This window comes from Mastigocoleus sp. MO_188.B34 (assembly GCF_030065675.1).
In the GTDB taxonomy this organism is placed as follows: Bacteria; Cyanobacteriota; Cyanobacteriia; order Cyanobacteriales; family Nostocaceae; genus Mastigocoleus.
Window position 1 is genome coordinate 1 of sequence record NZ_JASJDK010000173.1, and the last position, 13,258, is coordinate 13,258.

Sequence of the window (13,258 nt, forward strand, 5' to 3'; positions counted from 1 at the left end):
GTAAAAATCTCAGACAATTTTTTAATCTCAAACAGGTACTGGGTTTGGAGCTTTATTTTCTAACACTATCAATAAAATAATCGCTTTTGGCTAATAGTCTTATACAGTAAGAATTTCATTTTTTACTCTGATGAGAGTGATGGAAGAGCGCTAAGTAATATCAAATCCGTTAGCATCGGAATTATATATTTTATATGAACAAAGGTTCAGAGTTTTTTCAATCACCTTTTAAATCAATGCCACCTCAACAAACAGCTTGCTGCGTCCAAACACACTAAGGTGTGTGAGTCTTTACCTCTAGCTGTGTACCAATGGGTCAGGTATGGGATCGCGCAAGAATAAGTTACCTATGAAAATTATTGAAAGCCTTATGAATCAAGCTTTATTTTGTCCAAAATAGGTAGGTTATTTCTGCGCGAGTCCTATGTTTTGCTAAAAGCACACTTTATCTTCCCTGTTAGCCATTACCTATCTTTGTTTACACACCCACAGCAAAAACGAAGAATTTCACAAATCAAACCGTATTCCTATACAATTAATAAGTATGTTAATACATTGATTGTTGGTGTATTTTAATTCACCCTACCGTACAAAAAAAATTGAAATATGATTTGTGTGTGACTTGTAAAAACTGTATTATATAAGACTTACGAACCTTATTTTAGTACGTTTAATTCTTTTGCAAATATATTTAAAGGTTTATGCAGCCGCAGATAGATTCAGTAGATGGACAACTCTTGTCGATTGACGAAATAATAAGGGTTTTAGCCAACGTTTTTGTGCTGACAACCATGATTGTTTGTACTGTACTTTTAACCCACCGACAAGAACCATTCCTTAAAAAGTAGATTCCGAGATGATTCCAGTAAATCGTGTCCCAAAACTCAAATAAAGTTCTGACAAGGGTTCTGGAAAACTTTTCCATCTACTGAGATTTTGTTATCAAGACAATATCGGTCATTATGTCAAATATTCTCGTTAAATTCATCGCAAACATCCAAAATACTAAAAATATGTATGAATGTGAAAAATAGATAGTGATAATTTGATTGATTATTTGCGAACGAACTAATTTTTCTCTCTAACTGCATAACTTCATTAATTCTTCTACTATAAATATTGTAGAAAGCTTGTTTCTCCAAACACTATTTCCATTTAACAAATCTATGTTCAAACAACTATAAATAAATTTTTTCTCAATATGCCAATTTATACATTCTTTTTATTTCTAAGTGTAGACTCAAATGTATCATTTATGACGGCTTTGAAAGCCTTTTAGTCTCTAACAGGATATTTGTCATACTGAAACATTAATAGCCATTAAGGTCATATTAACTGCATGAATATCGAAGATGCACTTATAACTTTAAATACTTTAATCTCAAAAGACTGTTTGAACGATCTTACGGTTCAAGTATTCCGCTACTCTTGGGAGGATTGTACTTACGAAGAAATTGCAACAAAGACTGGTTATGAAGTTGAGTATGTAAGACAAGTTGGTAGCAAATTATGGAAACTTCTTAGTCAAGTACTCCAAGAAAAGGTAACAAAATCTAACTTTCGCTCAGTGATACAACTATATTCAACAAAGAATCAAACTTTATCAAGAATTACTAAGGATACGCTTGCTCGACCAACACAAACCTCGCATATAATAAATTCTCTAGTTCCCGGAAAAATGCCACATCAAGATTGGGGTGATGTTATTGATGTGTCTACTTTTTTTGGTCGTGTTGAGGAAACCCAAACATTGAAACGCTGGATTTTAGAAGAGGGTTGCCACTTGGTAACTATCTTGGGTATGGGAGGAATTGGTAAAACTTCCCTCGCTGCATCTGTAGTACATCAGATTCAGGGTGAATTTGATTGCTTGATATGGCGTAGTCTTCGCCATGCTCCACCGCTTGATAAACTTCTAGAAGAACTCTGTCTTTTTCTCGGTAAAGAAGATAAAAAAGAGGTCTCAGGTACAATTGATAGCCAAATACTATACTTAATAAATTGCTTGCGTTGTTCCCGTTGTCTACTCATATTAGATAATTGTGAATCTATTTTAGAAGATGTTAATGATACTGGAAATGAGATTAATGAGTCTTTTGGATATATTCAATTAATACAGTATTTAGCCCAAACAGCTCACAACAGTACAGTGGTACTTACATCTCGAGAGAAACCACCGAGCTTAGTATTAAATGAAGGTGAGAAACTTGCGGTTCGTTCTTTACAACTGAAGGGTTTAGCTTTAGCAGAAGCACAAGCAATTTTTCAAACCTTGGGGAATTTTTCCGGGACGATATCCGAATGGGAAATCTTGATTGAACATTATGCTGGAAATCCACTCCTGTTAAAAATTGCAGCAACAGGAATTCAGGATTTCTTTGCTGGTAATATCTCTGAATTTATCAAGTTTCTCGAACAAACTAACTTTGTATTTGATGATATTCGTAATCTTTTAGAGCAACAATTTAATCGTCTCTCTCATGCAGAAAAAGAAGTCATGTATACGCTTGCAATCCATCAACAACCAATTTCATTTGCACAATTATGTAAAGATATGATGAGTGAAGAAGAAACAGCTCGATTATTAGAGACAATTCAAGTTCTTTCTAGGCGATCGCTCATAGAAAATAGTTTATCAAAATTTACTCAAAAACCCGTGATAGTCAAGTTTGTAAGAGAAAAATTATCAGAGAAAACAGGAAAAAGTATTATATGTTGATACTCAGAACTCTACGATAGCAGGTCTTTGATATTGTATAGTTTATATTAAGGGTATCAAAGTAGTTACCGACAATTTTACTCCACACTCAACACCTAAATAACAGACATTCTGCACTATGTATTATTTATACGTAGGGCATAGCAAATAATAATTTGACTAATTTTATTCTTTATGAAGTTTTAACTACCATTTCATTAGTTGTATTTTGAACAGAATCTTGCTCGTGTTGAATCGGTAGAGTAATTGTGAACTCAGTTCCTTTGTTGATTTGAGAATTAACTGTTATCTTTCCTTGATGTTTCTCAATGATTTTATATGAGATAGAAAGTCCCAAACCAGTTCCTTTCCCAACTGGTTTCGTAGTAAAAAATGGGTCGAATATCTTGTTGAGAATTTCTTGTTTTATACCAGGTCCGTTATCTATAATTTTGATCTGAATATGGTTAAAGGAAATTCTTGCAGTATGAATAACAATTTTTTTAGAATATATCGATTGTTCGCTAAGTAAAGCATCTGCAGCATTACTTAGAATATTCATAAACACTTGGTTTATTTGTGCAGCTAAACATTCTACTGGTGGTAATTCACCATAATCGCGAATAATTTCAATTTCTTTCATAAATTTCGTACTAAGAATTAGTAATGTGCTGTCTATCCCTGCATGAAGATCGACTTCCTTTATTTCTGCTTCATCTAAGCGGGAAAAATTTCGTAATGAAAGAACTATTTGACGAATTCGTTCTGAACCATTTTGAATTGATGATAGGGTCTTGGGTAAATCTTCTTTCAAAAAATCGAGTTCAATATTTTCAATCATATTCTGAATATCTGAACTCGATTCAGGATAACTTTGTTGATAAAGTTCGAGTAATTCTAGGAGTTGACCAGTATAGGTTTTTGTATAATTAATATTGCCATAAATGAAAGTAGCTGGGTTATTAATCTCATGTGCTATCCCAGCAACCATTTGACCCAAACCAGCCATTTTCTCTGTTTGAATTAAATGACTTTGTGTTTGTTGTAATTCATTAAGTGCTTGATTGAGTTTTTGGGTTTGAATTAATAATGAAGCATTGAAACGCCAAAATACAATACCAAGCGATCCGGCCGCAAAAATCAAAGATGATAAAATTCCTAAATAAGATATAAAGTCAGCTTGTTCTTTTTGGTGCTTATAATCTTTGCTCAAGCCATCTATTTTTTCTACAATTTTTTCAAATGTTGGATCTACCTCTTCTTTATCTATTTTAATTGACTGTTCTATCTTTCTTTCTGCAATTAATTTAAATTGTTCATCCTGAAATTTTTTATATTTTTTGTACAAGTCAAGAATTTTATATAGTTTTTCTTGATTTGGGTCGATTTGAGTGATTTGATTTATTGTTGCAGTCATATTATCGCGAGTTTTTTCTATCTCTCTGAGATTAGACTTATCTACTTTATTTTCTGCAACTGCTTCTAGTTCTAGAGCATTAATTCTATTCAATTGTCTAGCTATTTCTATTACCAATATTTCAGATCTATAACTTCTATCTGACCACTTTTTTATACTAAAAATACTAACACTTGTAATTATCGCTACAAGACTCGATGCGACTAAAACTGACCATTTTGGCAAATGGAATTTAGTACCTCTATGATTTTTTATCATCACGATATACAATACAAGGAAACACAAAATTTTAATCTACACGAAAATAGCTTCAAATACTCAAAAATATCTATCAAAGTTAAATATTAATTATTTAACAAAGAGAAATCTTACCTCGGATAAATATTATTAGGTAAAACAACAGCTAAATTAAGTCTAAATTTTATTTGTCAATATATTGCTCAGTCTAATAAATTACAGCTATAAGGGGCTGAAAAGATTTGAAAAACATTAGATTTTATATCGTTATAGTTGAGAATATTTCCTAATTGGACTTATTAAAGATATAGTTTCTTGAATAAAATAAATACTGCTATGGAATGTTGTGAAAACTAATAATTTTGTGGCTGAAAATTTTGTGTTTAACAATTTTGATGTTGGTAATTTTTAATGTACGATTTCTGAACATATTTACCTAGTATTTCATGACATGCCTATATTGTGTCATTAATCAGCCAGTTATTATTTTGGCACTTTCGAACCGCATTAAATTATGGAATATGAGATTGTTCTTGTACCAGAAGATAAATATGAATATAGAATAAGTAAATAAAACATTAACTCTCCATAAATACCACTATATCCTGAGGTATAGTTCTACAGGAGCGGATATAAATATGAATTCTAAATTATTCCTGTCATCCAATACTACCCAGTAAATATGTATTTAGGTTATGGAACAAAAGTAATCAAGAATTGACAATAAATACTCTTTGTTATATTTATTGCAAAATATCTTCTCGTATCATTTTATGAAATTTAATAAAATAATCATCCAGACTAATAAGTTAAATATTTTTAATAAAAAATCGAAATAAAATTGAGAGTAATAAATGACATACCTTTATCTCATATATAGGAATACAGTTTGATTTCTGAAAGAGTTTTTAGGCTGTAGGTTTGCAATATAAGCTTTTGAGCCTAAGTATATTTAAGCGCAAGCGCAGGCTAAGCCAACAAAATTCAAATATGATTACTATAAATAAATTTGTGTATTTATTTGTAAAGAATATAGCTTGATTACTGTTATAAGTGAGTGTAACTCGAGCCGGAAAACATTTATTGCAAATTTTATTAACAAATTATTGATTTGGAAGGTAGAGCTTTCAAAATTATATTTGAAAGCATTATATTTGAAAGCATTATATTTGAAAGTTTTATATTTGAAAAAACTAACCTTTCAAATCCATAATCGAACGATAGTGCTGTTCTAGTTCAGCAACTGTTTTTGACTTTCGTTTTGTTTCCCACTGACTGCGATTAAATAATTCTTGTCGGAGTCGATCCACATTGACATTTTTGACTTTGCCATTATCAACTATTTGCTTACCATTGACCCAAACACTATCAACAACATTTGTGGGGCGTCCCAAAACTAATAAGCCAATGGGATCAGTACGTGGTAATAAAGATAAATCAGTAAGGTTGTACAGTACTAAATCCGCTTTTTTTCCAACAGCCAAAGAACCCAATTCTTCAGCGAGGTTTAGTCCTTTAGTTCCCCCTAAGGATGCTATTTTTACTGCTTGTTTTGGTGTAATCCAGTGCTGATAATCTGCATCAGTTACATTATGCAAAATAGAACCAATTTTAATGGCTTCTAATAAATCTTGAGAATCGTTGCTAGAAGCGCCATCACAGCCAAAAGAAATATTTACTCCTGCTTGACGATATTTCAAAATTGGAGCTATACCACTACCCAAACGTAAGTTACTCAGAGGATTATGAACAACTGTAGATTGATTTTCTGCCAGAATGTCAATGTCACCATCTGTAAGCCAAACACAATGAGCAAGGGAAGTACGGGAATTTAAATAACCCAACTTGTTAAGATGTTCTACTGCAGTACAACCATATTTTTCTTGAGCGAGTTTCTGTTGTGCTTTGGTTTCTAGTAAATGAGAGTGACGGCAAAGGTTATACTTATCACTTAGTCTAATACATCCTTCAAATAAAGCATCACTACACAACTGAATTCCAGTAGGAGCTAAAGCAAAATAGATTCCATCTTCTGGTTTGTGGAACTCCTCGATCGCAGCCTGCATCAGTTCCAAAGTTACCTCAGTTGGGCGAAAATAAGATTCATGTACCTGTTCGGTTTCACCTGAGGGAATTCCTGCAGCGAGTGGTTGATCTTGAATCAAAGGAGCAATAAAAGCACGAATACCAACTTCCCGATAAGCCCGGACTGCTGCAGCTATAGTCTCTAATTCTTTATCTGGAATCAATACTAAATGGTCGACGACGGTAGTACCACCAGACATGAGGGTTTCTACAGCTGTTCCCAAAGCACTTAAGTAAACTCTTTCAATATCTAGGGGGGCAAAATCATAAAGTTCCGCTAACCACAATTCCAGGGGTAAAATTGACATAATTCCCCGTTGCCACATTTCAGAAGAGTGAGTGTGGGCATTGACAAAACCTGGAAGTAGTAGCTTATTTTTACCATTTACGGCTGTACCAACTAGATCTAATCCTGGAGCGATCGCAGCAATAATTCCATCCCTAATTTGTACATCTATACTCTTGTAAGCATTTTCATCGGGAACTAAAACATTTTGAATAGTAAAGTTCATAATTTTCCCCTTAATGATTTTAACCTTAGTTAAGTAATCGGACTCTCAACAGAATTTCGAGTTACAAAATAAAAAATGGTGTTAAGTGTTGCAAGTTATGAATTCACCACTTCGATCTTTGGGAGTTGGACCAAATAGTTGGTCAGTTAATGAATCTATTGCAGATATTACTAGAACTGCTCAAACTACACAAAAAGTTATCTTAACAACAGAAAGTAAAACTTTGCGACTGGATTTGCTAAAGACAGCCATTCTGGTTATTGATATGCAAAATGACTTTTGTCATCCTGACGGTTGGCTAGCACATATTGGTGTAGATGTTTCACCCGCACGAATTCCGATTATACCTTTACAAGGTTTATTACCTGTGATGCGAAGTCAAGGAGTACCAGTAATTTGGGTTAATTGGGGTAATCGCCCAGATTTACTAAATATTAGTGCGGGTTTACGTCATGTTTATAACCCAACGGGAAATGGTATAGGCTTAGGAGACCCCTTACCTAAAAATGGAGCGAAAGTACTAACAAAGGGTAGTTGGGCTGCTGCAGTAGTGGAAGAATTAGAGCAATCTCCCCAAGATATTTATGTGGATAAATACAGAATGAGTGGATTTTGGGATACGCCTTTAGATAGCATTTTACGGAATTTAGGGAAAACAACTCTGTTATTCGCTGGTGTCAATGCGGATCAATGTGTTCTTTGTACGCTACAAGATGCAAATTTTTTAGGATACGATTGCATTCTGGTAAAAGACTGTACGGCTACAACTTCACCAGAGTATTGTTGGCAAGCGACACTATACAATGTCAAACAAATATTTGGTTTTGTTACTGATTCAACAGCAATTTTGGCAGCATTAAATAATTCCCATGAGGAAGTATCTGCCGAATGATAAATGAACGATAAATAATCTCAAGATAAGTTATCTGAAAATAAGCGATCTCATACATAAATCATCTGACAAAAAATCTTTCTAAAGATGGATAGATCGTCACAAAATATTTAGAGGGGACAGATAAATCCATGCACATTTCCAGTTGTGTTATTCCTGTCATAAAATCTCCAGAGGACTACCAAGCATACCGCATTAGTCCCCATGATACAAACCGCCTAGCCATTGTCTTCGATCCAGCAATTGCGAATACTTCTTTAACTTGTTGTGTAGAAATTTTTGATATTGGTGGTAAAACACCTCCAAATCGACATCAGTTAGCAGTGGAAATGTTTTTTATTATTAAGGGTACGGGTATGGCTATCTGCGATGGAAAAACAATCCAAATTAAAGCTGGAGATAGTTTATTAGTTCCGCCCACAGGTACCCATGTAATTGAAAATACAGGAAACAGTCGTTTGTATGCCCTAACAATTATGGTTCCCAATGAAAATTTTGCAGAATTGATTCGTAGTGGAATACCAACAGAATTAGATGCGGAGGATATGGCTGTTTTGGGAAGATTAGATGGTTTTAATATCTAATTGATAATTATCCTAGCAGGGTATTTCATTATTTTTGTTCGCACAAACGTAAAATCTACTTAGGTATATTTGTTTTCGTTTGTGCAAACTTTGATTGGTTCTATCATTTAAAACCAGAATAATTTTATTTAGAACATTGTTTGGGGATTGAGTTATGGATAAAATTAAGAAAAAACTAAATTCAAAAATAAAAATTTAAAATAAAACTTTAAAAAACTAAATTCAGAAAAACTGTTAAGGTCAGAGATAGCCTGGTGTAAGATTGCCTGAAATAGTGGAATAATTTGATTTTTTGTTATGAGAACTCTCATATCACATTACCAAGATACCAAGGAAAAACTTAAGTCTCAGTTAGAAGCGGCGGAAACAATTGAGGAAGTAGTTAAAATTACTCAAAATGAAATTAATTCTCTGACAGATTTTAACAGTGAATATATTAAAGGATTAACTCCGCCACAAGCACGCCTTGCAAAGACAATGCTAAGGTCTTTGTATGAGAATGTTGGTATGTTGCGAGCGGTAAAGCTAGAAAATCCTGTACCAAAGGATACTGCTCAAAAATCTTTCTCTGGGGTAGATCTGGGTAAAATAGCATCCAATAGTTTATCTCCCCTGAAAAAAATTGCTGAGACACAAAAAAATTTCAACAATTTGACCTCACCAGATTACTATAAACAGGCATTATTGCAACCGTTACGGACTAATCGTGTGGTTGCTAGTAGTTTAGTCGCAGCTGGTTTAGCTGGAACGTTGGAAGGTGGTTTATCTTGGGGGTTACTTGGAGCAATTATAGGTGGAATTACCGGAGGAATGTTTGGAAAAGTTGTGGGGAAACAAACATCTTCCGAGAACGTAGAGGATTTTTCTGAATCTAATACTCCAAGTCTTCCCAGTGCGATCGCTGAACCAAAATTAGAAGTAGATATTAATTCCTTACTTTCCCAACTGTATCAAGCCTTTCAGTCGATAGATTTAAGTGTTGCTGCTTATGCAAACAGGAGTAAGGAAGAGAAAGTATCTTTACCTGGCTTAGAAAATAATCTCGATTTGTTGGAGTATTTACAGGAATTAATGGCGGATTGCTTGGATGAAGATATTCAACTTCCCATAAGCGTGCGTCGAAGAATTGAACAAGCAACAACGATTTTGAGACATCATGGCATAGAAGCTTTGGTTTATCAACACACAGGGGAGTTACATGGGGATAGAGCAGACGATTTAATGTTTTATTTTGAACCAAGCATAGATCCAGAAGTTAAAGAATATATTACACTCAAACATGCCCTAATTAAAGATGGTCGAGTGTTGTTACCGGGATGTGTGATTGAACCTGTGTCCAATGGATTATCGTAAATTAAATGTTATTGTGGCTTGTTTGTAAATAAACTTGTTTAATGAAACTTAATAAAAAAGATAGCGACAACGTCATGCACGATTATCACAATACCAAAATTATCGGGTTCGATTTAGGGCATGGAGAAACTGGACTTACTTGGGTACGTGCAGATAATCAAGAAAATACTCCCCACAGTTTGCTAATTAATAATCGCAAAAGTCAAATTACTGCGATCGCAAATCATCCCCAACGTGGAATTATTATTGGGGATATGGCGTATCAGATTTCTGATGCGAGTGTTTTTGAAATTGCTTTTAAGAATAGACGTTTTGATAATTTCGACTATCAAAAAAATATTAAGGATTTTGTCAATGCAATCTATCAACATTTGCAGGAGACAAATCAAATTCAGTTAAAGGAAAAGAATTACTTTTTTATTGGTTGTCCTTCTGGTTGGTGGAAGGAAGAAATTTCAACTTATCAACAAATTCTCTCTTCATGTTTGCCAAATTCTACGGTTGTTAAAGAGTCCCGTGCTGCTTTGATGCATGCAAAGGAAAGCGGGATTTTTACTATTCAGGAATTAGAAAAGTCTGTATTGGTAATAGATATTGGTTCTTCTACTACCGATTATACCTTGGTTAAGGGGATGTCAGATACCCCCATAGATTTTGGACACGATTTGGGTGCATCTTTAATTGAGAAAGAAATCCTCAAAAAAACTTTGGAATGTCACAGACAATATCGCCGAGGATGCGAAGAAATTATTCAATTAGAAAATTATTTAAGTGAAGAGGAAATTTGGCATTTAGAAGAAATTGAAAAACTAGAAAAAGTTTTTCAACAAAGCCCATTATACAAAAACCGTTGCGAACTTCGCTGTCGTAAAGCTAAAGAAGAATATTTTACCTATGAGGATGCTTACGAGCATAACATCGTTAATGTTGGAACCGAAGATATTCAAAGGAAATTTAAATTTGTCCCTTTAGTAAATGGGAAAATTATTGATGCGATTCTCAACCAACCTTTACCTGAGTTAGATAATAAAAGTTGGCGTCGGGATTTTGGCGATCAATTAGAGGTTGTCAAACAAAAATTAGAAGAACAAAATATTCAACCGAGTGCTATTTTGCTCACTGGAAGTGCTTCCAAAATGGCGTTTGTGGGGGAAATGTGTGGAAAAATATTCCCCGATCTACCTTGTAAGCGGGACGGAGAACCGGAATTATGTATTGCTCGGGGACTCTCGCGCTGGGGACGGGTATATCTTCGCACCTCTTACTTTATGGAGGAAATCAGTCAATTTTTAGATAACGAACTATCTGCTATTGTAGGAGATTGCATTCCTGAGTTTGTAGATCAATTAGCTGCAGAATTAGCTAATGAATTGGTGGAAGAAGTTATCAAACCAACAGTAAGATTATGGCGCGATCGCGAGATTTTTACTCTTAAAGCGTTGGAGTCAAAAATTGAGCGCAAAGCGAAAGCTTGGTTAACGGGAAGTGATGCAAACAGTAAAATTGCTAGTTGCTTGGTTGATTGGTTATCAACGGTTCAAGAGGAAGTACGTTTAAAAACAGATGGAATTTCCACTAAATACGGTTTACCTTTGGGAACTTTAGGGGAAAAAAGCATTGATTTTGGCGATCGCACGGAAAAAATTCCCACATCAATATCATTTGAGGATCTCAGCGGACTTTCTGTATTTATGGGACATTTAGTTGCTTTGATTGTTGGGGTTGTTTTAGCGGGATTATTCCATATTTTGCTGTTTGCGGGAATTATTGCGCCAATTGTTGGGATAATTATGTACTTTGTTGGTGAATCTGTTGTCAAAGAACAAGATATTCCTGCTTGGGTGCGTAAGTTAGTTTCCGATAAAAGAATTGAAGATATGGCTCGTCAAAAACAGCCGGAATTACAACAGAAAATCCAAGAAACTTTAATTAAGGATCCAACAATTTCTATTAAGTTAGCTAATTCAATTAGCGAGTGGTTGAAAGAAACCGTACAAGAACAAGCAGATAAAGCAAGATTATTAATTACCTAGGAAGATGTTGGGAAAGTATTGTTTATTATCCATAATCATTCTTGAGATCCCCCTAAACCCCTTAAAAAGGGGGAAATTTTTTTCTTTTTAAGGGGGAGTTAGCGGGGATATAAGATGTCTTAAGTAATACCAATTTGGAAAAATAATGAGACAGATAGATTTTGTAGAGACGTTGCAGAGCCTGCGGCGTCGGCGTTAGCCTCTGCAACGTCTCTACTCTACCGGAGAATCTGTTGCAATGATTTATTGAATTGGTATAAATAAATTTTTTTTAATCTTCGTAATCTACAAAGCACTGAGTGCTGCTACCGATGTAATCGAATTAAATGCTGGAAGGGGAGTACAATTGAATTAAAATTTTCCCTTAACTGTACGCATTTCCGGAATTATGCAGCTATGAACTGGTATAAAAGCCAAGGAAGGTACGCAGAAGCCGAACCTATGTATCACAAGCCCTTGAAATGTTTGAACGATGCTTAGGAAAAGAACACCCATATACTATTACTGTTCGGAATAATCTTGTTCACCGCAGGTGCGTCGAAAGTCTTTGAACGCACTGCGTGAACGTGAAATGGGTGAATGAAGAATTTTTTAAGTTACAACAGACTGCACCTATAAGTAAGGTCACCCAATAGATCTGGCGACCCAAAGTTTAAGCTTATAAGCTTAATTAATCCTTATTTTTAATTTCAAGGGGTGAAGTGTCTCCAGTATCGTTGAAGTGCGGATGCAAGCGGACTTCGATTCCATTTTCACTCCTCACAATACGAATTCCCAATATGCGGACGATTCGGGTAGTTGCAAAAACAGCAAATATCAATGCTATAAAGATATTCGCCTTTCTCATTGTGGATTTTTTATTGGTAGATTGGTTCATTTTTTATATACTTTGTCAGTTTATTAACGAATCATATTATTAGACAAAGTTATTAATCAATTACAATTATCAATTATGATTATTTTCTATATTTACCCCCAGTTATTTTGTATTATACCTGTCTTATTTGATATCAATATTAATCTTTATGATGCATTTCATTTAATAATTTGATTTATCTATTTTGTCTTGCTTAATTAAAGAGTAGTTTGGTATCCTAGACTGTCTTATCTGTGAGTTTTTCAGGATGAGCTTTTATTCAACATGTTTGAAATGATTTTTTCCTGAATTTCCCATAACTAAATATGTCTGCATCTCTCCTTTACCAGAAAGAGATTTCTGCTGTTTATCACTCATAACTGTTGTACAAAAATTATTTTAGGATATGGGGTGCTACGCGCAAATCATTAGCAAAGCGTGTCCGTAGGATATAAGTAAAAAGTAAAAAACTTACAACTAGTAGTCTGTCAATTTTGAGTTGAGGGATACAAAAACACGATAATCTATAAACACCCAAATCAATCTGGTGTGTGTGATGCCCAAGAAAAAATACATTGTCTCCCTAACAGT

At 34.3% G+C, this 13,258-nt stretch carries 8 protein-coding genes; 5 read left to right on the forward strand and 3 right to left on the reverse strand.

Annotated elements, in window-relative coordinates; translation table 11 throughout:
* Nucleotides 1-1,339: 1,339 nt before the first annotated feature.
* Nucleotides 1,340-2,719 (forward strand): NB-ARC domain-containing protein, encoded by a 1,380-nt coding sequence (locus QNJ50_RS26410; RefSeq protein ID WP_300641559.1) that lies wholly within the window; start codon nt 1,340-1,342, stop codon nt 2,717-2,719.
* Nucleotides 2,720-2,891: 172 nt separating this feature from the next.
* On the opposite strand, the gene QNJ50_RS26415 is transcribed toward QNJ50_RS26410, so the two are convergent.
* The gene (locus QNJ50_RS26415) at nt 2,892-4,208 is read right to left on the reverse strand and encodes an ATP-binding protein (protein ID WP_366914338.1); all 1,317 of its coding nucleotides are present in this window, start codon (nt 4,206-4,208) and stop codon (nt 2,892-2,894) included.
* Between the two features lie 1,337 nt (nt 4,209-5,545).
* On the reverse strand, nt 5,546-6,949 hold the full coding sequence (locus tag QNJ50_RS26420) for an amidohydrolase (protein ID WP_300641561.1): 1,404 nt from the start codon (nt 6,947-6,949) through the stop codon (nt 5,546-5,548).
* Between the two features lie 97 nt (nt 6,950-7,046).
* Here QNJ50_RS26420 and QNJ50_RS26425 point away from each other — a divergent pair, with 97 nt between their 5' ends.
* From QNJ50_RS26425 to QNJ50_RS26440, 4 genes are all read left to right on the forward strand, one after another.
* Nucleotides 7,047-7,841, forward strand: a complete 795-nt coding sequence (locus QNJ50_RS26425) for a cysteine hydrolase family protein (RefSeq protein ID WP_300641563.1) — start codon at nt 7,047-7,049, stop codon at nt 7,839-7,841.
* Between the two features lie 131 nt (nt 7,842-7,972).
* Complete coding sequence (locus QNJ50_RS26430; protein ID WP_300641565.1) at nt 7,973-8,425, forward strand: cupin domain-containing protein; 453 nt, start codon at nt 7,973-7,975, stop codon at nt 8,423-8,425.
* A 297-nt stretch (nt 8,426-8,722) separates the two neighbouring features.
* A complete protein-coding gene (locus tag QNJ50_RS26435) occupies nt 8,723-9,778 on the forward strand; it encodes a hypothetical protein (protein ID WP_300641567.1) in 1,056 nt (351 codons plus the stop codon).
* A gap of 41 nt (nt 9,779-9,819) precedes the next feature.
* A complete protein-coding gene (locus QNJ50_RS26440; RefSeq protein ID WP_300641569.1) occupies nt 9,820-11,811 on the forward strand; it encodes a hypothetical protein in 1,992 nt (663 codons plus the stop codon).
* A 670-nt stretch (nt 11,812-12,481) separates the two neighbouring features.
* Here QNJ50_RS26440 and QNJ50_RS26445 read toward each other — a convergent pair.
* Nucleotides 12,482-12,688, reverse strand: a complete 207-nt coding sequence (locus tag QNJ50_RS26445; protein WP_300641571.1) for a hypothetical protein — start codon at nt 12,686-12,688, stop codon at nt 12,482-12,484.
* Between the last annotated feature and the right edge of the window lie 570 nt (nt 12,689-13,258).

What these genes read in the sequence shown, in the direction of transcription:
- QNJ50_RS26430 (WP_300641565.1), top strand. Translation starts at nt 7,973, where the DNA reads ATGCACATTTCCAGTTGTGTTATTCCTGTCATAAAATCTCCAGAGGAC.
- QNJ50_RS26425 (WP_300641563.1), top strand. Translation starts at nt 7,047, where the DNA reads ATGAATTCACCACTTCGATCTTTGGGAGTTGGACCAAATAGTTGGTCA.
- QNJ50_RS26420 (WP_300641561.1), bottom strand. Translation starts at nt 6,949, where the DNA reads ATGAACTTTACTATTCAAAATGTTTTAGTTCCCGATGAAAATGCTTAC.
- QNJ50_RS26445 (WP_300641571.1), bottom strand. Translation starts at nt 12,688, where the DNA reads ATGAACCAATCTACCAATAAAAAATCCACAATGAGAAAGGCGAATATC.
- QNJ50_RS26410 (WP_300641559.1), top strand. Translation starts at nt 1,340, where the DNA reads ATGAATATCGAAGATGCACTTATAACTTTAAATACTTTAATCTCAAAA.
- QNJ50_RS26435 (WP_300641567.1), top strand. Translation starts at nt 8,723, where the DNA reads ATGAGAACTCTCATATCACATTACCAAGATACCAAGGAAAAACTTAAG.
- QNJ50_RS26440 (WP_300641569.1), top strand. Translation starts at nt 9,820, where the DNA reads ATGAAACTTAATAAAAAAGATAGCGACAACGTCATGCACGATTATCAC.